Origin of the sequence: Trinickia symbiotica, from assembly GCF_003028655.1 — a bacterium.
Classification (GTDB): domain Bacteria; phylum Pseudomonadota; class Gammaproteobacteria; order Burkholderiales; family Burkholderiaceae; genus Trinickia; species Trinickia symbiotica_A.
The window spans coordinates 43,165-63,754 of record NZ_PYUC01000008.1; the positions used below are offsets into that span (position 1 = coordinate 43,165).

The window sequence follows — 20,590 nt, forward strand, 5'->3', positions numbered from 1 at the left end:
TCGGCAAAAAATTGATCGGGTGCTCTCTGCCGGGCTTGTGGCTCGGGTTCAAGCGGCGCGTCCAGTTTGACAGGCGGGCCTCTTGGGCACGCCTCAAAGAAGACAATCACTTATGTTGCGAACCGGAAACGTTAACGGGTACGGCCCTGCCGGTCAAGCAAAATTTGCTGCGGTGCCGGAAGAGCGTGCGGCGCCGATAGCCGATACCGCGCAGGCCCGCCGGTGGCGTTTGCACCACAAGGATTCGAAAAAACGCTGCCCGAAGCCGCCGCGCCCCCCTGTTCGCACCCCGTCATCTCGAAAAATTTGCTAGCATCCGCCAGTTTTACGGATATTTTTCAATCGATTACGGCGCGCGCCCAAAAATGAGGCGCGGCCTCCCTCGGATGGCATCAGACAAGGAACTCGCCGATTTCCTGACGAGCGTCGAAAGGCGTGCGTTCAAGCAGACCGTCTACGCCGTGCGCGACGACGATGCCGCCCTCGACATCGTGCAGGACGCGATGATCCGGCTCGCCGAACGGTATGGCGACCGGCCGCTCGCCGAGCTTCCGCTCCTCTTTCAGCGTATTCTCCAGAATGCGACGCACGACTTTTTTCGTCGGCAGAAGGTGCGCAACACCTGGGTGAGCCTCTTCTCGTCGTTCGGCAGCGGCGAAGACGAGGAATTCGACCTGCTCGAAACGATCGAAGGACAGGAAAGCTCGGGCGGATCGGAAAGCTCCGAGCAAACGCTCGAGCGCCATCAGGTGCTTGCGCTCATCGACGAAGAGATCCAAAAATTACCGGCGCGTCAACGGGAGGCGTTTCTCATGCGTTACTGGGAAGATATGGATGTCGCCGAGACTGCCGCCGCGATGGGCTGCTCCGAAGGCAGTGTCAAGACGCACTGCTCGAGAGCCACGCATACGCTGGCGGTTGCGCTCAAGGCCAAAGGAATCACGCTATGAGCCCCGCTCCCGAAATCAAAGAACGCGAGTTCGCGCACAACATCTGTCGCGCGCTCGACGAAAACGCGGCCAGCTTGCCCGCCTCGACGGTCGATAAACTCGCGGCCGCGCGGCGTGTCGCGCTCGCGCGCAAGAAACCCGAAGCGCTCGCCGCGCCCGCATTCGTGCCGGTGCTCGCGCATGCGGGGGCGGCGCAGAGCATGAGTCCGCGGTCCGCGCCGCGCGAACGGCGCGTGTCGCCGTTCGTCCGCATGCTGCGCGCGTGGCCCGTCATTGCGCTCGTCGTCGGCGTCGCCGCGATCGCCTACTGGGAAAACCTGCAACGCTCGGCAGAGCTTGCCGACATCGACGCAGCCATGCTCAACGACGAGCTTCCGCTCAACGCGTATCTCGATCACGGGTTCAACGCGTATCTCTCGCGTGCGCGCTGAACGCATGCGGAGGAGTCCTGCGTGAGCTACAAGCGCGGCCTGGCCGTCGTGTTCGCGTGCGCGATCGCCTCGGCGGTCGCGTTCGCCGCCACCTACCACCGGTTTTTCGCCCCGCCGCCGGCCGCCGCGCATGCGGCCGCGGGCGCCAGCGCGCCCGCCGTCGCGTCGGCGTCGTCGCCCGGCGCTCCACTCGCGCTCGAGTTTCCGCCGCTCGTCACCGACCACAATCCGCTTTCATGGGCCCATCTGACGCCCGCGCAACACGCGGCGCTCGCGCCGTTCGCGGCGGTATGGGACAAGTTCAGCGACGAACGCAAGCGAAAATGGATCAAGATCGCGTCCGGTTTCGCGAAGATGTCGCCCGAACGGCAAAAAAGGCTGCACGAACAGATGGCGGAGTGGGTGCGCATGACGCCCGAGCAGCGGCGCGTCGCGCGCGAAAACTACCAGCTCTCGAAAGCGCTGCCGCCGCAGGCACGCCAAAAGGCATGGACGGCCTATCAGCAACTCTCGCCCGAGCAAAAGGCCCGCTTGGCGGCAAGCGAGCGCAAGCGGCGGCCGACCGTCGTCAGCGCGCCCCCGTCGGGCGCGAAAAGCGAGATCCGCGGGCTCAATCGACTCGTGGAGCCGCGGCCGGGCCCGGGCAGTAGCGTCGCGTCCGCGACGAGCGCGTCGGCGCCCATCGCCGCACCGCCGCCGTCGGTCCCGACGGCCCCGGCCAGCTCGGCGCCGGCCAACAATGCGCCGCTCTCGCCGTCCGAGGACCAATCGGGCATTTTCAAAGGCGCCTGAGGGCTCGCGCGATGTCGGCATCGGACGAATCGGACACGAGCGAGCTCGGCAATGCCGGCGTGGCAAAGCGTGCGCCGCCGTTGCCGCCCCCGAGTGTGCGCCGGCGTCTCGCCGCGCTCGTCTACGAGGCGGTGATTCTCTTCGGCATCGTCTTTTTCGCCGGCTATCTGTTCGGCACGCTCACGCAGCAGCGCAACGGGCTCGTCCATCGCGACCTGCTCGCGGCGTGGATCGCGCTCGTCGTCGGCGCTTACTTCGTCTGGTGCTGGACGCACGGCGGTCAGACGCTGCCGATGAAAACCTGGCGGCTGCGCCTCGTCGGCCGCCATGGCTCCCCCGTGCGGCCCGCCCGCGCCGTCGTTCGCTATCTGCTGGCCTGGCTCTGGTTTTTGCCGCCGCTCGCGCTGCACCCGCTCCTCGGTCTTTCGCTGCCCTACACGCTCGGCGCGGCGGCCGTCTGGTTCGTGCTCTGGGCCGCCTCGGCGCGGCTCGACGGCGCACGACAGTTTCCCCACGATCGCCTCGCCGGCACGCGCATCGTCATGGCCGAAGCGCGTCGGCAGGCCGCCGCCGGCACGTCGCCATCCTGACGCGCGCGTCGCGACCCGCTCGCGGGCCGCGCGTCGAATCCCCGCCGCGTAATAAGAACTTCTCGTGACTGTCATGTGGCAGTCACAGGCGCGTGGCGCAATGCACACATGTACAACTCGACGCGAGAAGCCATGGACCGTGCGACGTCCGCGACTTCCCTCCTACGGCAGATCGGCGCTTCGGTCGACGCCGTTCCGTTCCACCCCGCCACGCCCGGCGGCGCGTCGACGATCGAGGATGCAGGGGGTCGGCAGCCGGCTTCGAGCAGCAGCCACCACGACGACAGCGTGCCCGATCCACACCGTTACCGCACGATCTGGCTCTCCGACATCCACCTCGGCTCGAGCGGCTGTCAGGCCAATTACCTGCTCGATTTCCTGCGCCACAACGAGTCCGAGTATCTCTACCTCGTCGGCGACATCATCGACGGCTGGCAGCTCAAGAAGGGCTGGTACTGGCCGCAGGCGCACAACGACGTCGTGCAGAAAATCCTGCGCAAGGCGCGCAAGGGCACGCAGGTCGTCTACATTCCCGGCAATCACGACGAAGCGGCGCGGCAGTTCTGCGATCTTGCGTTCGGCGACATTCACGTGCGCGGCGAAGCGTTCCATACGACGTTGGCCGGCAAGCGCCTCTGGATCGTCCACGGCGATCTCTTCGACGGCGTGATTCAGCATGCGAAGTGGCTCGCCTATCTCGGCGACACCGCCTACACGGCGATCCTCGTGCTCAACCGCTGGTTCAACCGCATTCGCAGCCGCTTCGGGTTCCAGTACTGGTCGCTCTCGCAATATCTGAAACACCAGGTCAAGAACGCGGTGAACTTCATCTCGTCGTTCGAGCAGGTCATGATCGACGAGGCGCGCCGCCGCGGCTGCGACGGCGTCGTCTGCGGCCACATCCACAAGGCCGAGATCCGCGAGGTCGACGGGCTCACCTATTGCAACGACGGCGATTGGGTCGAAAGCCTGTCCGCGCTCGTCGAAACGCTCGAGGGCGAGCTGCAGGTGGTCTATTGGACCGTGATGCGCTCGCCGGAAGTCAGCTCGCGCAAGGCGAAGGCAACCGCCTAAAATGACAGGGCGCTCACGGTCGCGACGTCCGCCGCCCCGCTCCTCACGCTCCCCCTTCACCGCATAGGGCTTCGCATGAAGATCATGATCGTCACCGACGCGTGGGAACCTCAAGTCAACGGCGTCGTCCGGACGCTCAAGAACACCACGCGCGAACTCACGGCGCTCGGGCATCGCGTCGAGCTGCTCACCCCGCTCGAGTTTCGCACCGTGCCGTGTCCGACCTACCCCGAGATCCGCCTGTCGCTCTTTCCGCGCATGCGGCTGAACCGGCGGATCGACGAGTTCGGCCCCGACGCGCTCCATATCGCGACGGAGGGGCCGCTCGGGCTCGCCGCGCGCCGCTACGCGATCCGGCACGGGTTGCCGTTCACGACGGCCTATCACACGCGCTTTCCCGAGTACATCGAGGCCCGCTTCGCGCTGCCCGCCGCCGTCTCCTATCGGTTCCTGCGCTGGTTCCACCGGCCCTCGCTCGCCGTCATGGCGCCGACGCCCGTCGTGAAAGCCGATCTCGAGCAGTACGGCTTTACGAATGTCGTGCTTTGGTCGCGCGGAGTCGATCTCGACATCTTCCATCCGATGGAATCGAAAGTGCTCAACACGGCGCGGCCGATCTTCCTTTATGTCGGCCGTGTCGCGATCGAGAAGAACGTCGAGGCTTTCCTCAAGCTCGATCTGCCCGGGTCCAAATGGGTGGCCGGCGAAGGCCCGGCCCTCGCCGAGCTGAAGTCCCGCTACCCCGAGGCCAACTACCTCGGCGTGCTGACGCAGGCCGAGCTCGCGAAAGTCTATGCAGCCGCCGACGTCTTCGTCTTTCCGAGCCGCACCGACACCTTCGGGCTCGTGCTGCTCGAGGCGCTCGCCTGCGGCACGCCCGTCGCGGCCTACCCGGTGACGGGCCCCATCGACGTGCTCGGCGACGGTGGAGCCGGCGCGATGAACGAAGACTTGCGCGAAGCTTGCCTCGACGCGCTGAAAATCGAGCGCGCGCATGCGCGTGCCTGGGCCGAGCGGTTCTCCTGGGGCGCCGCGTCCGAGCAGTTCGCCGCGCATTTGAAACCCCTTTCGCGCGCCCCGTGGCGCGAAGAGAACGAGAACGCCGCGGCATGAGGCGCGATGAATCGCTCGCCCGTGACGAACGGGTCGAGTCGCCCCCGCCCCTTGAACCGCCCGCCGCGCGCGAGCGCCACGTCGATCTCGCGCCCGACGAGCCGCACGCGCGCGATGATCACGTGGAGCGGCCGGAGCCGCTCTCGCCCGACGATCCGCTGGCCCCGCCGCCCTTCAACCCCTACAAGGGCAATCGCGGGTTCACGCGCGCCTGGCATGCGCTCAAGAACTCGGTCAATGGATTCCGCGTGGCCATCCGCGAGGAGAGCGCGTTTCGCCAGGAGCTCACGCTCGCCGCGATCCTCGTGCCGGGCGGCGCGCTCGTTCCGGTCGATGCCGTCTCCCACGTCCTCCTGATCGGCTCCGTGCTGCTCGTGCTGATCGTCGAGCTGCTCAACTCGAGCGTCGAAGCGGCCATCGACCGCATTTCGCTCGAGCGCCACGAGCTTTCCCGGCGCGCGAAGGATCTCGGCAGCGCAGCCGTGACGGTCGCGCTCGGCGCATGCCTGCTCACGTGGGTCCTCATCGCCGGCCCGCTCCTGCTTGCATGGATCGGGCGGCTTGTCGCTTCTCCATGAAAACCCTAGGCCGGTCGAAGAAGAGAACGACCGGTTTATAATCGGCCCAGAACTCCGAGACAGACCAACCACGCCGGGCTGACACGACGCAGCGTCTCGAAAGTGCCGCGCGTTCCGTCGTATTTGGCCCAGCGTGAATACACTTCAGGGCCGGACGACATGGAAGCCAAAACTCCCCGCCGCACCCGTGAACGGATCCTCGAACTGTCGTTGAAGCTCTTCAACGAAATCGGCGAGCCGAACGTCACGACCACGACCATCGCCGAGGAAATGGAGATCAGCCCCGGCAATCTTTATTACCATTTCCGTAATAAAGACGACATCATCAACAGCATATTTGCTCAATTCGAGCAGGCGATCGAAAAGCGGCTGCGGTTCCCGGAAGACCATCGTCCGACCATCGACGAAACCTGGTCATATCTGCAGTACATGGCCGATTTCATGTGGCAGTACCGCTTTCTCTATCGCGACCTCAACGACCTGCTCGCGCGCAACCGCACGCTCGAGACGCATTTCAAGCAGATCATCAGTCACAAGGTGCGCTTTGCGCGCGAAATGTGCGAATTGCTCGTCGCCGACGACGAGATGGTCGCGACACCCGACGAGATCCAGGTCATCTCGACGAACATGGGCGTCATCGCCACCTACTGGCTCTCGTACCAGTTCGTCATGCATCCGCGCAAGTACAACGAGCAGGAGGCGATCCGCGCCGAGCTGCATCAGGTGAGCGTCCACGTCATCTCGGTCATGGCGCCGTATCTGCGCGGCCGCTCGCGGCAGCTTTTCGACGATCTCGTCTCCGGCCGGCGCCCCTTGCGGGAATTCCACGACTATCTGCCGCCACGCGACTCCGCCGTGAAGACGGCCGTCAAGGGCGCGCAACCATGAAGTCGATCTGCGTCTACTGTGGCTCTTCGCTCGGCGCCAAACCCGCCTATGCCGAAGCGGCGCGCGGCTTCGGCCGTGCGCTCGTCGAGGCGGGCTGCACGCTCGTCTACGGCGGCGGGCGCGTCGGATTGATGGGCGTCGTCGCCGACGAGGTGCTCGCGGCGGGGGGGCGTGCGATCGGCGTCATTCCGAAGCTCCTCATCGATAAGGAAGTGGGACATCGCGGGCTCACCGAATTGCACGTCGTGCCGGACATGCACCAGCGCAAGAAAATGATGGCCGACCTCGCCGACGCGTTCGTTGCGCTGCCGGGCGGTGCCGGCACGTTCGAGGAGCTATTCGAGGTCTATACGTGGGCTCAGCTCGGGTATCACGCGAAACCGATCGGCCTCTTCGATGTCGACGGCTACTACGCGCCGCTCGTCGGCCTGCTGCGGCATACGGTCCGCGAAGGCTTCATGCAACAGCGATACGTCGACATCCTGCAAATCGATTCGCAACCCGCGGCGCTCGTCGACAAGCTGCGCCGCTATCGCCCGCCCGGTCCCGATAAATGGGCCACCGAGCGCGAGGCTGTTTAAGCGAGCCGCCTAATGAACGCCCCCCACGCTCACTTCGTTCGCTGCCCCCCGCGGGGGCGGTCAGTGCGCTTGGGGCGGCCCGGCGCGCACTGACATGAACGCCCCCCACGCTCACTTCGTTCGCTGCCCCCCGCGGGGGCGGTCAGTGCGCTTGGGGCGGAGCCGGCGCCCGGAGGATGTCCCCTTGGGGGACGCGCACTGACATGAACACGGAGATGCCTGTCGTACTCATCACTGGCGCGAGCCGCGGCATCGGGCGCGCCACCGCGCGGTCGCTGGGCGCGGAGGGCTGGGCTGTCGGCGTCAACTATGCGCGAGATCGGCAAGCGGCTGAGCAAACGGCACGCGAAGTCGAGCAGGCGGGCGGCAAGGCCCTCGTCGTGCAGGCCGACGTTGCCGACGAAACGGCCGTCAGCGCGATGTTCGATGCCGTCGCGCAAGCGTTCGGCCGGCTCGATGCGCTCGTCAACAACGCGGGCATCGTCGCGCCCTCGATGCCGCTCGCGGACATGGATCTCGCGCGTCTTAAGCGAATGTTCGACGTCAATGTCTTGGGCGCTTATCTTTGCGCCCGCGAAGCGGCGCGGCGCATGTCGACGGACCGCGGCGGAGCGGGCGGCGCGATCGTGAACGTTTCGTCCGCGGCGTCGCGGCTCGGGTCGCCGAACGAGTACGTCGATTATGCGGGCTCGAAGGGCGCCGTCGACACGATGACGATCGGACTCGCGAAGGAGCTCGGCCCGCGCGGCATACGCGTCAATGCCGTGCGCCCCGGCCTCATCGATACCGAAATTCACGCGAGCGGCGGCAAGCCCGATCGCGCCGCGCAACTCGGCGCGCAAACGCCGGCCGGACGGCCCGGCCGCGCCGACGAAGTGGCGGCGGCGATCGTCTGGCTGCTCTCCGATGCGGCGTCGTATGTGAATGGCGCTCTGCTCGACGTTGCGGGCGGGCGCTGAGTCCGCCCGGCTTCGATGTTCGCTAGGGCAACTGATCCGCTTAACGGAACGAGGAGCCCGGCTCCGACAGGAAGTCACGCTCGGCATCGGTCGAGCGCCGGCCAAGCATGGCATTGCGGTGCGGAAAGCGCCCGAAGCGCTCGATGATTTCCGCGTGACGCCGCGCATAGCGGAGGTACCCGGTCAATCCCGCTACACGCTCGAGCGCCTCGAAAAGGCGTACGGCAAGCTCCTGGCTCTCGCGGGACTCATCATGCTCGAACGGCATGTAGACGAACGCGCGATGCTGCGCCGAGGGAAGGCGGCGGTCGGCGCCTGACTCGACCATGCGGCGCGCCGCCGCGAGTGCCCGCGCGTCGCCGGCGAAAGCCTCGGCGCTGCCCCGATGAATGTTCCGCGAGAACTGGTCTAGCACGACGATGAGCGCCAGCGTACCTAACGGTGAGCGTTCCCAATCGTCGAAGTCCCCGCGCCGCGCGGCTTCCAGCGTTTTGCCGAAGCGCACGCCCAGCGTCGCATCGAACCCTTCGTCGCCGTCGAACCACCGATCCCACTCTTTGCCGAAGCGCGCCGAGCCCGGCTCGCCGAACCAGAAGTCCAGCACGTCACGCGCGGCCGGCGCGAGCGCGGCGTAGTCGCCGGCCCCCGCGGTCACGACGCGAGCTCCAGCACGAGGCGCCGCGTGCGCGCGCTTTTTTTCTCGAGCTTGGCCACGCGCAAGGCGCCGATCTCCGCCGTATTGCGCACATGCGTGCCGCCGCATGGCTGCAGATCGACACCCTCGATGCGCAACAGCCGCACGCGCCCGAGCCCCATCGGCGGCTTCACGCTCATCGTGCGCACGAGCTCGGGTCTTGCCGCCATCTCGTCGTCGGTGATCCATTCCGTGCCGACGCGATGCCCGCCATCGACGAGCGACGCAAGCCGCGTCTCGACGAATTCGCGCTCGATCGGCTCGACGGTCGCGAAGTCGAGGCGCGCATAGTCGACCGTGATGCTGCAGCCATCGACGGGATACGGCAGCAACGCGCACATGAGGTGGCTCGCCGTATGCAGGCGCATGTGCCGGTAGCGGCGAGCCCAATCGATCTCGGCCAGCACGGATTCGCCCGCGGCGAGCCTCGCCAGTACCGCCTCCTGGCCCGGCGCAGGCACGTGCAGCGCGTCGTCGGGCGTCGCACCCTCGAACTTCGCCTTGCGCGTGTCCGCAATGTCGATGCGCGTGCCGTCGGAAAGGACGAGCGCGCCCGCGTCGCCCGCCTGGCCGCCGCCGAGCGGATAGAAAACGGTTCGGTCGAGCAGGATCCCGTCGTCGCCGATCGCGGCGATCGTCGCCTCGCATCGCGTCAAATAGGCGTCTTCTCGAAAAAGGGCTTGTGTCGTCATAGGGCCGATTCCTTGTCGATCTCGTTGTCGATTATCGCGTTCGTCGCGACGCGTCGACAGCACGCTTCGCGAGCCGCCCCGTCGCGACTGTACCGGGCGTTCAGCCGGGCCGGTTGCGCATCCAGTCCGCCGTATCGAAAAACGCACGCAGCAGACGCTCGCGCAGCCATTCCGGCAGGCCCGCGTCCTCCATCGCCCAAGCCATGCAGCGCAGCCACTGATCGCGCTCGGACGAGGCGATCGCGAACGGCAGGTGGCGCGCACGCAGCATCGGATGGCCGAAACGATCGGTGTAGTGACTAGGGCCGCCGAGCCAGCCGCAAAGGAACCAGAACAATTTGTCGCGCGAGCCCTCGAGCGTCGTGGGATGAAGCGCTCGAATGCCGGCGAACTCCGGCTCGAGGTCCATCAGGTCATAAAAACGGTCGACGAGCTCGCGCACGCGCGCCTCGCCGCCGATGAGCTCGAATGCGCTCGGTTGCGACGGCTTATCGTCGTCGGTGGAATCGGTCATAAGCGAAAAAGTGAAAGATCAAGCATCGCGCAACGACTGTCCGGCGGGCCGCTCGAGCACACGCCGCAAGCTGAGCCACCCGCCGACGCCGGCACACGCAATACCCGCGGCGATGCCGGCCGGCAGCAGCCATGGATCGAAGTCGAGATAGAACAGAAACACATGCGTCGCGAGGACGGAACCGAGCACCTGTGCGCCGATGGCCGCCATGAGCCCCGCCAGCGCGCCCACGACGGCGAACTCGGCCGCCTGCACCGCGCGCACCTGCCGGTGCGACGCCCCGAGCGCCCGCAAGAGCGCCGATTCTTTCATGCGTTCGTCGCGTGTGCCGGCCAGCGCCGCATAAAGCACGAGCACGCCGGCTCCGAGCGTGAACGCAAACAGGAACTGCACGGCGCCGATCACCTGCTCGAGCACGTGCTGGATCTGCGCGAGAATCGGCCCGACGTCGATCGCCGTTACGTTCGGATGGGCCGCGATCAGACTATCGAGGACGGCACGCCGCTCGGGCGGCAGGCGAAAGCTCGTGATGTAGGTGGCCGGAAAGCCCTTCAGCGACGAAGGCGGCATGAGCACGAAGAAGTTGACCTTGAACGTGCCCCAGTCGAGCTTGCGCACGCTCGTGACCGGCGCGTCGATCGTCAGGCCCGTCACGTCGAAGCGCAGCACGTCGCCGAGCTTGATCCCGACGAGCTTGGCGAGTCCTTCTTCGATCGAAATCTCGGGCCGTATCGTGTCGCCGTACCATCGGCCCGCGACGATCCGGTTATCGTCGGGCAGGCTCGAGCGGTACGAGAGATTGAACTCGCGATCGACGAGACGGCGTGCCTGTTCATCCTTGTACGACGCGGGATCGACAGGCTTGCCGTCGATCGCGAGGAGCCGCCCGCGGACCATCGGCTCGAGCACGACGCCCGGAAAGCCGTGCGCGGCCAGATAATCCGTCACGGCCTGCCGCTCGTCGGGCTGAATGTCGATGAGGAACTCGTTGGGCGCGTCGGGCGGGGTCGACTTGCGCCAACCGGCGATGAGGTCATTGCGCGTGATCGCAATCATGAGCAGGCACATGAGCCCGATCGCGAGCGCCGTGATCTGCAGCGCGCTCGCGGCGCCGCGCCGCTCGAGCGAAGCAAGGGCGTAACGCCAGCCGACGCCGGCCGCGATGCGCTGAACGCTGCGCTCGCTGCGTGCGATCTTCGACGTGGTCCAAAGCGCCGCGCGCGCGACCCCGCCAAATATGACGAGCCCCGCCGCGAAGCCGCCCGCGACGATGCCGCCGAGCTTCACCTCGCCCGCCGCGAGCACCAGCAGCGCGCCGAAGAGCGCGATCCCGATCGCATAGGCGTACCAGGCGATGCGCGCCTCGCCGCCCCATTCGCGCCGCAGCACGCGCACGGGCGGCACGCGCGTCAACGGCAAGAGCGGCGGCAGCGCGAAGCCGAACAGCAACACGAGCCCCGCCGCGATCCCCTCGAGCGCCGGCACGACGCTCGGTTGGGGGAGCTCGACGCCGATCAGCTCGCCAAGCCACGCGAGCAGCGCGAAATGCCCTGCATAGCCGAGCGCTACACCAGCCACTCCGGCGGCCAGGCCAACGATGAAAAACTCGAGCGCAACGAGCGTGCGCAACGCGCCTTGCGCGAGCCCGAGGCAGCGCATGACGGCGCAACTGTCGAGATGGCGCCGCGTATAGCGATGAGCGGCCATCGCGATGGCGACGGCGGCCAGCAGCGCTGTCAGCAACGACACGAGCCGCAGGAAATGGCCCGCGCGATCGAGCGTCTCGCGCACCTGCGGCTGACCGTCCTCGAGCGATTCGAGGGCGACGCCGCGCAGGCGGCCGCCGTCGACGCGCTCATGCGCGAAGCGCGCGAAACGAGCGACCGTGGCATCCGGGCCGGCCACGAGCAGCCGATACGTGACGCGGCTGCCATAGCCGAGCAGCCCCGTCGATGCGACGTCGGCAACATTGAGCATCACACGGGGCGAGAAGTTGACGAACGAGAACCCGCGATCGAGCTCGCGCGTGATGACAGCGGCGATCGTAAAGGTGCGCTGGCCCAGCACGACGCGATCGCCGACGTGCGCATGAAGCGCACCGAGCAGTTGCGCATCGACCCAGACGGTACCGGGCGCCGGAATGCCGTTCGCGGGACGATCGGGCGCGTCGGGCGCCGCAGTGATCCGCAGTGCGCCGCGCAGCGGGTACCCCGGCGAAACCGCTTTGACGGCCGCGAGCCTCACCGCGGGCGGCGGCGGGTCGGACTCGTTGCCGTGTGCGTCAACGCGAGTCGATGCATATGCGCCATTGGCCGGCGCGAGGCCGACCATGCTCGGAAAGATCGTCGTGGTCGCGGTCTTGAGCCCGAGCGAGTGCGCTTCATCGACGAACGGCCGATCGATGGGATGATCGGCGCGCACGACGAAATCGGCCGCGATCATGCGGCGCGCGTCGCGCTCGAGGCCCTGCTGCAGGCGATCGGCGAGAAAGGCGACGCTCGAGAGCGCCGCCACGGCGAGGACCAGCGCGATCGCGAGCATCGAAAGCTCGCCGGCGCGCCAGTCGCGCGCGGTCATGCGCGCCGCCTGCCGCATGAGATCCGAAACCGCCGGGCGGCGGCCCGGCACGCTTGCAGTCCGTCCCCTCAATCGCGCTTGCTCCCGAACGAAGTCAAGCGCGAGCCGCCGAATCGGGCACCCATATGCGCCGCCATGGCGCGAAAGCCGCCTTGCACGCCGCGCCAGAGCCGCGGGAGCGCCCAGCCCGCGAAGACGACGAACGCGATCATCAGCGCTAGGAAGACGAGCGGCGCGAAGACCGCGAGCGCAAGCCCGATGCAGACGAGCAGATCTTCGGTCGACGACGCGATCCAGTTCGACAACGGCTCGGGAGACAGATTGATGAGCGCGCGCGTGCCGGCCTTGGTCAGATGCGCCGAGCCCGCGAGCGTGCCGCCCGCCAGCGCGGCGATCGTCATCAGCGTCGGGTCGGCATGGCCGAGCGCCCCGGCCGCGAGCAACGCGCCGGCCGGTATGCGGATGAACGTGTGAATCGCATCCCAGAGCGAATCGAATGCGGGAATGCGGTCGGCAAAGAACTCGACGACGGCGAGGATGGCCGCGGCGCCGATGACCCAGGGCGAGGCGAGCGCCGAGAGCGAACCCGGCAAGTGGATGATGTCGAGGCGCGCGAAGACGCCGACGAGCAGCACCGTCAGATAAAGCCGCAGACCGCTCGCCCACGAGAGGCCGGCGCCAAGCGAAAGTGCGTCGAGCATCGCCCCTCCGTGTCAGCCCTTGCCGCGCATGCCGCGACACCCCCTGGTTCGCGCCGCGCGGCTTTCTCTTGATTATAGACGCGCTGCCGCAAACGCCGCTCGGGCGCCGCCGGCGAGCCGCGGGCGTCGCTCCGCGGCAGCGCGCCCGGCTCGATTCGAAAGCCTCGCTCGCAATCGGCCGATCGCGCGGGGCCTGGTACGCACGGCCCTATCGGCCGAATTGGGCTGAGTCAAACAGCGCCGACGAGTCGGTAGCCGACGCCCGTCTCCGTGAGGATATGCTCCGGCTGCGCCGGATCGCGCTCGAGCTTTTGCCGGAGATGCGCCATGTAGATGCGCAGGTAGTGGCTGCTTTCCACGTGCGACGGCCCCCAAACCTCGACGAGCAGTTGCCGGTGCGTGAGCACGCGTCCCGCGTGGCGCACGAGCGTGGCGAGCAGCCGGTATTCGATCGGCGTGAGATGAACGGGTACGCCGCCGCGCGCGACGCGTCGCCCGGCGAGATCGACCTCGACCTCGCCGAAGCGCATGAGCGGCGATTCGCCCGCACCGCCGTGATTGCGCCGCCTCAGATGCGCGCGAATGCGCGCAAGCAGCTCCGACACGCCGAAAGGCTTGGTCAGATAGTCGTCGGCGCCCGCATCGAGCGCCGCCACCTTCTCGTCCTCACGCGTGCGCGCCGATAGCACGATGACCGGCAATTCGGTCCATCCGCGCAGCTGGCGGATGACATCGAGCCCGTCGGTATCGGGCAATCCCAGATCGACGATGACGAGATCGGGCTTGCGCGTCGCCGCCTCGACGAGCCCCTGCTTGCCCGTCTCGGCGTCGTGCACGACCATTCCCGCGCCTTCGAGCGACGTGCGGACGAACCGGCGAATTTGCTTTTCGTCTTCGATCAGGACGACGGTCACGGTCGGCTCGGTCATCGGGCACCGATCGATCAGGGCACGAGAATCGTCGAGCCCGTGGTCTTGCGGGATTCGAGATCGCGATGGGCGTCGGCCACGTCTTTCAACGCGTAGCGCTGGTTGATACTCGTCTCCACCTTGCCCGAGGCGATGACGTCGAAAAGCTCGGCCGCCATCGCGTCGAGCCATTCGCGCTTCGACGTGTAGGTGAAGAGCGTCGGCCGCGTGAAAAACAGCGATCCGCGGTTCGCGAACTCGGACGCGTCGATCGGCGGCAGCGGTCCCGAGGCGCTACCGAAGCTGACGAAGTAGCCGAGCGGCGCCAGGCAGTCCAGGGAGCCCTGGTAGGTATCCTTGCCGATCGAATCGTAGACGACCGGCACGCCCGCACCGCCCGTGATCTCCTTCACGCGCTCGGTGAAATTCTCCCGCGTATAGACGATCGGATGATCGCAGCCGCGCGCTTTCGCGAGCTCCGCCTTTTCGTCGGAACCGACGGTGCCGATCACCGTCGCGCCGAGCGCTTTCGCCCATTGACAGACGAAGAGCCCCACTCCGCCGGCCGCCGCATGGATCAGGATCGTCTGCCCCGGCTCGACGCGAAACGTTCGGCGCAACAAGTACTGAGCCGTCAATCCTTTCAGCATCGCCGAGGCGGCGGCGTCGAACGAAACCGCATCGGGCAGCTTCACGAGCGGATCGGCCGGCAGCACGCGCTCTTGCGCATAGGCGCCCGGAGGACGCGCGACATACGCGACACGGTCGCCCACCTTGAACCCGGACACGCCGGGGCCCGTGGCCGTGACGACACCGGCCGCCTCCATGCCGAGCCCCGCCGGCAGTTGCAAGGGATAGTGGCCCGTCCGGAAATAGACGTCGATGAAGTTCAGGCCGATCGCATGATGCTTCACGCGGACTTGCCCCGGGCCGGGCTCACCGACTTCGACATCGACCCACTGCAGCACCTCGGGGCCGCCGACCCGTTCGAATCGAATTGCCTTGACCATCGTGCTCTCCTTGATGTGTTGCCTCACGCCCGGCACCCGCCGGAACCGTGCAAGCTCGCTCAGGCTGCGCCGCGCATGCGCCGGGCGAGCGCGTCGAGAATCATCCGCGCCGTCGCGATGTTCGTCGCGCACGGCACGTTATGAACGTCGCAGGCGCGCACGAGCGCGTTGATGTCGGGCTCGTGCGGCTGCGGCGTCATCGGATCACGCAAGAATACGACGACATCGATCGCCCCTTCAGCGAGCCGCGCGCCGATCTGCAGGTCTCCCCCGTTCGGCCCCGAGAGCATGCGCTCGACGGTGAGACCGTGGGCGCCCGCGAGGCGTCCTCCGGTCGTACCCGTCGCGACGAGCTGGCAGCCGCGCAGCAACTCGACGTATTCGCCCGCGAGGGCGACGATGTCGTCCTTCTTGTGATCGTGCGCAATCAGTGCGACGCGTGGGGTCATGGTGAATCAGCTCCGATTGTTGTCTTAAAAAGTGCCCGGATAGGCGCCGCCGTCGATGAGCAGATTCTGCCCGGTGATGTAGCCCGCATGCGTGCTGCAAAGGAACGCGCAGGCCTTGCCGAATTCGGCCGGTTGACCGAAGCGGCCGGCGGGGATCGTCTTCATGCGCTCGCGGCGCGCTTCGTCGATGCTGATCCCCTTCGCTTTTGCCTGCGCGCTGAAGGTCGCGCCGATCCGATCGGTATCGAAGAGGCCCGGCAGCAGATTGTTGATCGTGACGTTGTGCGTGGCGACCTTGCGCGCGACGCCGGCGACGAAACCCGTCAATCCGGAGCGCGCGCCGTTCGAGAGGCCCAGCACGTCGATGGGCGCCTTCACGGCGGAGCTCGTGATGTTGACGATGCGGCCGAAGCCGCGCGCGATCATGCCGTCGATCGTCGCCTGAATCAGAGCGATCGGCGTCAGCATGTTTGCCTCGAGCGCGCGGATCCAGTCATCGTGCGTGAACTGACGGAAGTCGCCCGGCGGCGGGCCGCCCGCATTGTTGACGAGGATGTCGGGGTCGGGACATGCGGCGAGCGCTGCCTCACGTCCCTCGGGCGTCGTGATGTCGCATGCCACGGTGCGCACCTTCGCCCCCGTCTTCGCGCGTATGTCGGCCGCGGTGGCCTCGAGGGTTTCAGCCGTGCGGGCGAGAATGACGAGCTCGACGCCTTCGGCGGCAAGCGCCTCGGCGCAGCCGCGCCCGAGCCCCTTGCTCGCGGCGCATACGAGCGCGGTCTTGCCTGCGATGCCCATGTCCATGTTGCACTCCTCGCTTTGCCAAGCAGTCGAAATGGGGAATGCTCGCGATTGTAGAGGTAAACTGGCGTCCATCGCCTCGGCCCTCTCGCCCCGAGTTCCGAGCCGTTCACCTCGTCGAGCCCCTTGAGCCGCCGCTACGCGCGGCGCCCCGCCCATGAAACAAGACAGCCGTTTTCCGAACCTTTTCATCCTCGATCACCCGCTGATCCAGCACAAGCTCACGCATATGCGCGACAAGGACACGTCGACGCGGACCTTTCGCGAGCTCCTGCGCGAGCTGACGCTATTGATGGGCTACGAAATCACGCGCGATCTGCCGATCACGACCAAGCGCGTCGCGACGCCGCTCGTCGAGATCGACGCGCCCGTCATCGCCGGCAAAAAGCTCGCGATCGTGCCCGTGCTGCGGGCCGGCGTCGGCATGTCGGACGGGCTGCTCGAATTGATTCCGTCCGCGCGCGTCGGGCATATCGGGGTCTATCGCGACGAGGCGCACCGGCCGGTCGAGTACCTCGTGCGGCTGCCCGACCTCGAGGACCGCACCTTCATCCTCTGCGATCCGATGGTCGCGACGGGCAATTCCGCCGTGCATGCCATCGATGTCCTCAAGCGCCGCAACGTGCCCGGCGAGCGGATCCTTTTCCTTGCGCTCGTCGCCGCCCCCGAGGGCGTGGAAGTGTTCCAGCGCGCGCACCCGGACGTGAAGCTCTTCGTCGCCTCGCTCGATTCGCACCTGAACGAGCACGCCTATATCGTGCCGGGGCTCGGCGATGCCGGCGATCGGCTCTTCGGGACAAAGAACTAGCGAGCCGGAGCCGGCGAAGGGCGTCACGAAGTGGCTGCCCGCGAGCGCGCGAGCGCGTTTTCGCGCTGAAACGCATCCGCCCGCCACCCGGCCGCGCCCGATAGCCGCACGAGCCGGGCGCGCCCGGGCCGCGTGCTAAAATTCTCCTCTGCTTCCGAGCGGCGGCTCCCGCATTTTCCGCGCCATTGGCGCGCCCCGCGCCGCTCGACCACTCGATATCGCGGCCGATCGATTCACGGATTCGCCGATTCGATCCGCAGATCCGCACTAAAGAACGCATCATGCGAGCGCGCAAGACGCGCGCGCAACGGAGAAAGGGTATGGCTGGTCACTCGAAATGGGCCAACATCAAGCATAAGAAGGCAGCAGCAGACGCGAAGCGCGGCAAGGTCTGGACGCGTCTCATCAAGGAAATCCAGGTCGCGGCGCGCCTGGGCGGCGGCGACATCGACTCGAATCCGCGCCTGCGGCTCGCCGTCGACAAGGCGACCGACGCGAACATGCCGAAAGACAACATCAACCGTGCGATCCAGCGCGGCGTGGGCGGCGTGGACGGCGCGAACTACGAGGAAATCCGTTACGAAGGCTATGGCATCAACGGCGCGGCGATCATCGTCGATACGATGACGGACAACCGCACGCGCACCGTAGCCGAAGTCCGTCATGCGTTCTCCAAATTCGGCGGCAACATGGGGACGGACGGCTCCGTTTCGTTCCTCTTCGATCACGTCGGACAGTTCCTGTTCGCGCCCGATACGCCCGAGGACAAGCTGATGGAAGCGGCGCTCGAAGCCGGCGCGAACGATGTCGTCACGAACGACGACGGCAGTGTCGAAGTGCTTTGCTCGCCGCCCGATTTTCCGAAGGTCAAGACGGCGCTCGAAGCGGCCGGCTTCAAGGCCGAGCTCGCCGAAGTGACGATGAAGCCGCAAACGGAAGTGGAATTCACCGGCGAAGAAGCGGTAAAGATGCAAAAGCTGCTCGACGCGCTCGAAAACCTCGACGACGTGCAAGAGGTCTACACGAACGCGACGATCATCGAGGAATGACACGCGTGCGCCGGCTGGCGCGCGCATGGTGCGAAACCACCACGCGACGCGCCGGGCGGCCCCCTTCGAATTTGTCGGCAAGAGTGGGCGTTTTGGCGCTTGCTCCAGCCCATGCAAGGCTGAGAGACCGCGGCCGGCGTCATGCGCCGGCCGCCCCGTTTAGGCCATAGGATTGTTGCTATGAAATTACTCGTCGTCGGTTCGGGCGGTCGCGAACATGCGCTCGCATGGAAGCTCGCCCAGTCGCCGCGCGTCCAGGTCGTCTACGTCGCGCCCGGCAACGGCGGAACGGCGCAGGACGAGCGACTGCGCAACGTCGCCATCACCGATCTCGAGGCGCTTGCCGATTTCGCCGAGAAAGAGCAGGTCGCGTTGACCGTCGTCGGCCCCGAAGCGCCGCTCGCGGCCGGCATCGTCAATCTGTTCCGCCAGCGCGGCCTGAAGATCTTCGGCCCGACGAAGGAAGCGGCGCAACTCGAGAGCTCGAAGGATTTCGCGAAGGCGTTCATGAAGCGCCACGGAATCCCGACAGCCGAATACGAAACGTTCTCGGACGCCGTTTCTGCGCACGCCTATCTCGACGCGAAAGGCGCGCCGATCGTCATCAAGGCCGATGGGCTCGCCGCGGGCAAGGGCGTCGTCGTCGCCGCGACGCTCGAAGACGCGCATGCCGCGGTCGACATGATGCTCGCGGACAACAAGCTTGGCGATGCCGGCGCGCGCGTCGTGATCGAGGAATTTCTCGAGGGCGAGGAAGCGAGCTTCATCGTGATGGTCGACGGCAAGCATGTGCTCGCGCTCGCGTCGAGCCAGGACCACAAGCGGCTCCTCGACGGCGACGCCGGTCCGAACACGGGCGGCATGGGCGCCTATTCGCCGGCACCGATCGTGACGCCTCAACTGCATGCGCGCGTGATGCGCGAGATCATTCTGCCGACCGTGCGTGGCATGGAAAAGGAAGGCATTCGCTACACGGGCTTTCTCTATGCCGGGCTCATGATCGACGCCGAAGGCAATCCGAAGACCCTCGAGTTCAATTGCCGCATGGGCGACCCCGAAACGCAGCCGATCATGGCGCGCCTGAAAGGCGATTTCTCGAAGGTGCTCGAGCAGGCGATCGCCGGCACGCTGGATACGGTCGAGCTCACGTGGGACCGTCGCACCGCGCTCGGCGTCGTGCTCGCCGCGCACGGCTACCCCGATGCCCCGCGCAAGGGCGACCGCATCAACGACATCCCGGCTGAAACCGAGCATGCGGTGACGTTCCATGCGGGGACTGCGCTCGTCGACGGCAAGCTCGTCACCTCGGGCGGCCGCGTGCTCTGCGTCGTCGGACTGCACGACGCGGTGCGCGGCGCGCAGTCGGCCGCGTACGAAGCCATCAACCAGATCTCGTTCGACGGCATGCAGTATCGCCGCGACATCGGCTATCGCGCGCTCAATCGAAAGCATTGAGCGCCTCAACGGAAAGCGCTCAGCGCCCCTCGAACGATGACTGATTCCACCTTCGACGCCACGCCTGTCCGCGCCTATCTGCAGGGCCTGCAAATGCGCATCGCCGAAGCCATCGGCGCGCTCGACGGCAAACCGTTCGTGGCGGACGCCTGGCAGCGCCCGGACGGCGAACGGTTGCGCGGCGGCGGGGTCACGGCGATTCTCGAAGACGGCGAGCTGATCGAGCGCGGCGGCGTCGGATTCTCCGATGTGGCGGGCGATGCGCTGCCGCCTTCGGCCAGCGCGGTGCGCCCGCAGCTCGCCGGACGCGGCTTCGAGGCGATGGGCGTCTCGCTCGTCATGCACCCGCGCAACCCGCATTGCCCGACGGTGCACATGAACGTGCGTTTCCTCACCGCGACGAAGTCAGGGGAAGCGCCCGTCTTCTGGTTCGGCGGCGGCATGGACCTCACGCCCACCTATGGCTACGAGGAAGACGCGCGTCACTTTCATCGGGTTTGCCGCGACGCGCTCAGCCCCTTCGGCGCCGATCTCTACCCGCGCTTCAAGCGCTGGTGCGACGAGTACTTCTTCCTCAAGCACCGCGGCGAAACGCGGGGCATCGGCGGCATATTCTTCGACGATTTCGAAGAGCTCGGCTTCGCGCGCTCGTTCGAGATGATGAAGAGCGTCGGCGATGCATTCCTGCACGCCTATCTGCCGATCCTCGAAAAACGGCGGCAAACGCCATATGGCGAGCGCGAACGCGCATTCCAGGGCTATCGGCGCGGGCGCTATGTCGAATTCAACCTCGTCTATGATCGCGGCACGCTGTTCGGACTCCAAAGCGGCGGACGAACCGAGTCGATCCTGCTCTCGATGCCGCCTGTCGCCAACTGGCGCTACAACTGGCAACCCGAGCCGGGCACGCCCGAAGCACAACTCGCCAGCGATTTCCTGAAACCGCGCGAGTGGCTCGAATAAAGGATGCTGCCCT

General features: G+C 66.7%; 23 protein-coding genes. 14 read left to right on the plus strand and 9 right to left on the minus strand.

From position 1 onward, the window contains the following. Nucleotides 1-386: 386 nt before the first annotated feature. From C9I57_RS16675 to C9I57_RS16720, 10 genes are all read left to right on the plus strand, one after another. Nucleotides 387-950, plus strand: coding sequence for an RNA polymerase sigma factor (locus tag C9I57_RS16675; protein WP_107151782.1), 564 nt, complete (start codon nt 387-389; stop codon nt 948-950). Then, nucleotides 947-1,381, plus strand: a complete 435-nt coding sequence (locus tag C9I57_RS16680) for a DUF3619 family protein (protein WP_107151783.1) — start codon at nt 947-949, stop codon at nt 1,379-1,381. Before C9I57_RS16675 ends, C9I57_RS16680 begins: the two co-directional genes overlap by 4 nt. A gap of 21 nt (nt 1,382-1,402) precedes the next feature. Further along, a complete protein-coding gene (locus tag C9I57_RS16685) occupies nt 1,403-2,173 on the plus strand; it encodes a DUF3106 domain-containing protein (protein WP_107151784.1) in 771 nt (256 codons plus the stop codon). A gap of 11 nt (nt 2,174-2,184) precedes the next feature. Beyond that, on the plus strand, nt 2,185-2,763 hold the full coding sequence (locus C9I57_RS16690; RefSeq protein WP_258187682.1) for an RDD family protein: 579 nt from the start codon (nt 2,185-2,187) through the stop codon (nt 2,761-2,763). Between the two features lie 132 nt (nt 2,764-2,895). Then, a complete protein-coding gene (locus C9I57_RS16695) occupies nt 2,896-3,837 on the plus strand; it encodes a UDP-2,3-diacylglucosamine diphosphatase (protein WP_107152043.1) in 942 nt (313 codons plus the stop codon). Nucleotides 3,838-3,912: 75 nt separating this feature from the next. Next, nucleotides 3,913-4,950: a glycosyltransferase family 4 protein gene (locus C9I57_RS16700; protein ID WP_107151785.1), complete on the plus strand. Its 1,038-nt coding sequence runs from the start codon at nt 3,913-3,915 to the stop codon at nt 4,948-4,950. Next, nucleotides 4,947-5,528 (plus strand): diacylglycerol kinase, encoded by a 582-nt coding sequence (locus tag C9I57_RS16705; protein ID WP_107151786.1) that lies wholly within the window; start codon nt 4,947-4,949, stop codon nt 5,526-5,528. Before C9I57_RS16700 ends, C9I57_RS16705 begins: the two co-directional genes overlap by 4 nt. 159 nt (nt 5,529-5,687) lie before the next feature. Further along, nucleotides 5,688-6,416 carry a TetR/AcrR family transcriptional regulator gene (locus C9I57_RS16710; protein ID WP_107151787.1) on the plus strand — a complete coding sequence of 243 codons (729 nt, stop codon included), beginning with the start codon at nt 5,688-5,690 and terminating at the stop codon, nt 6,414-6,416. Continuing rightward, complete coding sequence (locus C9I57_RS16715) at nt 6,413-6,997, plus strand: TIGR00730 family Rossman fold protein (protein WP_107151788.1); 585 nt, start codon at nt 6,413-6,415, stop codon at nt 6,995-6,997. The genes C9I57_RS16710 and C9I57_RS16715 overlap by 4 nt, the downstream gene beginning before the upstream one ends. 203 nt (nt 6,998-7,200) lie before the next feature. After that, entirely contained in the window at nt 7,201-7,956 is a 756-nt protein-coding gene (locus tag C9I57_RS16720) for an SDR family oxidoreductase (RefSeq protein ID WP_181321859.1), read from the plus strand. Between the two features lie 40 nt (nt 7,957-7,996). On the opposite strand, the gene C9I57_RS16725 is transcribed toward C9I57_RS16720, so the two are convergent. The 9 genes from C9I57_RS16725 to C9I57_RS16765 form a co-directional block, all read right to left on the minus strand. After that, complete coding sequence (locus C9I57_RS16725) at nt 7,997-8,611, minus strand: DUF924 family protein (protein ID WP_107151789.1); 615 nt, start codon at nt 8,609-8,611, stop codon at nt 7,997-7,999. Further along, nucleotides 8,608-9,342 carry an alanyl-tRNA editing protein gene (locus C9I57_RS16730; protein ID WP_107151790.1) on the minus strand — a complete coding sequence of 245 codons (735 nt, stop codon included), beginning with the start codon at nt 9,340-9,342 and terminating at the stop codon, nt 8,608-8,610. The genes C9I57_RS16725 and C9I57_RS16730 overlap by 4 nt, the downstream gene beginning before the upstream one ends. 100 nt (nt 9,343-9,442) lie before the next feature. Continuing rightward, nucleotides 9,443-9,856 (minus strand): group II truncated hemoglobin, encoded by a 414-nt coding sequence (locus C9I57_RS16735; RefSeq protein ID WP_107151791.1) that lies wholly within the window; start codon nt 9,854-9,856, stop codon nt 9,443-9,445. Between the two features lie 18 nt (nt 9,857-9,874). Continuing rightward, a complete protein-coding gene (locus tag C9I57_RS16740; protein WP_107152045.1) occupies nt 9,875-12,433 on the minus strand; it encodes an ABC transporter permease in 2,559 nt (852 codons plus the stop codon). A 68-nt stretch (nt 12,434-12,501) separates the two neighbouring features. Continuing rightward, on the minus strand, nt 12,502-13,134 hold the full coding sequence (locus C9I57_RS16745) for a DUF4126 domain-containing protein (RefSeq protein ID WP_018442947.1): 633 nt from the start codon (nt 13,132-13,134) through the stop codon (nt 12,502-12,504). 230 nt (nt 13,135-13,364) lie between these two features. Next, entirely contained in the window at nt 13,365-14,063 is a 699-nt protein-coding gene (gene kdpE, locus C9I57_RS16750) for a two-component system response regulator KdpE (RefSeq protein ID WP_107151792.1), read from the minus strand. A 14-nt stretch (nt 14,064-14,077) separates the two neighbouring features. Further along, on the minus strand, nt 14,078-15,052 hold the full coding sequence (locus C9I57_RS16755; protein WP_107151793.1) for a quinone oxidoreductase family protein: 975 nt from the start codon (nt 15,050-15,052) through the stop codon (nt 14,078-14,080). Nucleotides 15,053-15,111: 59 nt separating this feature from the next. Continuing rightward, complete coding sequence (locus tag C9I57_RS16760; RefSeq protein WP_107151794.1) at nt 15,112-15,501, minus strand: methylglyoxal synthase; 390 nt, start codon at nt 15,499-15,501, stop codon at nt 15,112-15,114. 24 nt (nt 15,502-15,525) lie between these two features. Beyond that, on the minus strand, nt 15,526-16,305 hold the full coding sequence (locus C9I57_RS16765) for an SDR family oxidoreductase (RefSeq protein ID WP_018442951.1): 780 nt from the start codon (nt 16,303-16,305) through the stop codon (nt 15,526-15,528). A 154-nt stretch (nt 16,306-16,459) separates the two neighbouring features. On the opposite strand from C9I57_RS16765, the gene upp reads away from it, so the two are divergent. From upp to hemF, 4 genes are all read left to right on the plus strand, one after another. Then, nucleotides 16,460-17,110 (plus strand): uracil phosphoribosyltransferase, encoded by a 651-nt coding sequence (gene upp / locus C9I57_RS16770; RefSeq protein WP_018442952.1) that lies wholly within the window; start codon nt 16,460-16,462, stop codon nt 17,108-17,110. A gap of 320 nt (nt 17,111-17,430) precedes the next feature. Continuing rightward, nucleotides 17,431-18,159: a YebC/PmpR family DNA-binding transcriptional regulator gene (locus C9I57_RS16780; RefSeq protein ID WP_107152046.1), complete on the plus strand. Its 729-nt coding sequence runs from the start codon at nt 17,431-17,433 to the stop codon at nt 18,157-18,159. Nucleotides 18,160-18,339: 180 nt separating this feature from the next. Then, nucleotides 18,340-19,614: a phosphoribosylamine--glycine ligase gene (gene purD, locus C9I57_RS16785; protein WP_107151796.1), complete on the plus strand. Its 1,275-nt coding sequence runs from the start codon at nt 18,340-18,342 to the stop codon at nt 19,612-19,614. Between the two features lie 36 nt (nt 19,615-19,650). Beyond that, nucleotides 19,651-20,577: an oxygen-dependent coproporphyrinogen oxidase gene (gene hemF, locus C9I57_RS16790; protein WP_107151797.1), complete on the plus strand. Its 927-nt coding sequence runs from the start codon at nt 19,651-19,653 to the stop codon at nt 20,575-20,577. Nucleotides 20,578-20,590: the final 13 nt, after the last annotated feature.

Excerpts from the sequence above, each read along its gene's own strand:
- C9I57_RS16695 (WP_107152043.1), top strand. The coding sequence starts at position 2,896 with ATGGACCGTGCGACGTCCGCGACTTCCCTCCTACGGCAGATCGGCGCT.
- hemF (WP_107151797.1), top strand. The coding sequence starts at position 19,651 with ATGACTGATTCCACCTTCGACGCCACGCCTGTCCGCGCCTATCTGCAG.
- C9I57_RS16760 (WP_107151794.1), bottom strand. The coding sequence starts at position 15,501 with ATGACCCCACGCGTCGCACTGATTGCGCACGATCACAAGAAGGACGAC.
- C9I57_RS16705 (WP_107151786.1), top strand. The coding sequence starts at position 4,947 with ATGAGGCGCGATGAATCGCTCGCCCGTGACGAACGGGTCGAGTCGCCC.
- C9I57_RS16780 (WP_107152046.1), top strand. The coding sequence starts at position 17,431 with ATGGCTGGTCACTCGAAATGGGCCAACATCAAGCATAAGAAGGCAGCA.
- C9I57_RS16720 (WP_181321859.1), top strand. The coding sequence starts at position 7,201 with ATGAACACGGAGATGCCTGTCGTACTCATCACTGGCGCGAGCCGCGGC.
- C9I57_RS16675 (WP_107151782.1), top strand. The coding sequence starts at position 387 with ATGGCATCAGACAAGGAACTCGCCGATTTCCTGACGAGCGTCGAAAGG.
- C9I57_RS16680 (WP_107151783.1), top strand. The coding sequence starts at position 947 with ATGAGCCCCGCTCCCGAAATCAAAGAACGCGAGTTCGCGCACAACATC.
- C9I57_RS16740 (WP_107152045.1), bottom strand. The coding sequence starts at position 12,433 with ATGACCGCGCGCGACTGGCGCGCCGGCGAGCTTTCGATGCTCGCGATC.
- C9I57_RS16745 (WP_018442947.1), bottom strand. The coding sequence starts at position 13,134 with ATGCTCGACGCACTTTCGCTTGGCGCCGGCCTCTCGTGGGCGAGCGGT.
- C9I57_RS16755 (WP_107151793.1), bottom strand. The coding sequence starts at position 15,052 with ATGGTCAAGGCAATTCGATTCGAACGGGTCGGCGGCCCCGAGGTGCTG.
- kdpE (WP_107151792.1), bottom strand. The coding sequence starts at position 14,063 with ATGACCGAGCCGACCGTGACCGTCGTCCTGATCGAAGACGAAAAGCAA.
- C9I57_RS16730 (WP_107151790.1), bottom strand. The coding sequence starts at position 9,342 with ATGACGACACAAGCCCTTTTTCGAGAAGACGCCTATTTGACGCGATGC.
- C9I57_RS16700 (WP_107151785.1), top strand. The coding sequence starts at position 3,913 with ATGAAGATCATGATCGTCACCGACGCGTGGGAACCTCAAGTCAACGGC.
- C9I57_RS16710 (WP_107151787.1), top strand. The coding sequence starts at position 5,688 with ATGGAAGCCAAAACTCCCCGCCGCACCCGTGAACGGATCCTCGAACTG.
- C9I57_RS16765 (WP_018442951.1), bottom strand. The coding sequence starts at position 16,305 with ATGGACATGGGCATCGCAGGCAAGACCGCGCTCGTATGCGCCGCGAGC.
- upp (WP_018442952.1), top strand. The coding sequence starts at position 16,460 with ATGAAACAAGACAGCCGTTTTCCGAACCTTTTCATCCTCGATCACCCG.
- C9I57_RS16735 (WP_107151791.1), bottom strand. The coding sequence starts at position 9,856 with ATGACCGATTCCACCGACGACGATAAGCCGTCGCAACCGAGCGCATTC.
- purD (WP_107151796.1), top strand. The coding sequence starts at position 18,340 with ATGAAATTACTCGTCGTCGGTTCGGGCGGTCGCGAACATGCGCTCGCA.
- C9I57_RS16715 (WP_107151788.1), top strand. The coding sequence starts at position 6,413 with ATGAAGTCGATCTGCGTCTACTGTGGCTCTTCGCTCGGCGCCAAACCC.
- C9I57_RS16690 (WP_258187682.1), top strand. The coding sequence starts at position 2,185 with ATGTCGGCATCGGACGAATCGGACACGAGCGAGCTCGGCAATGCCGGC.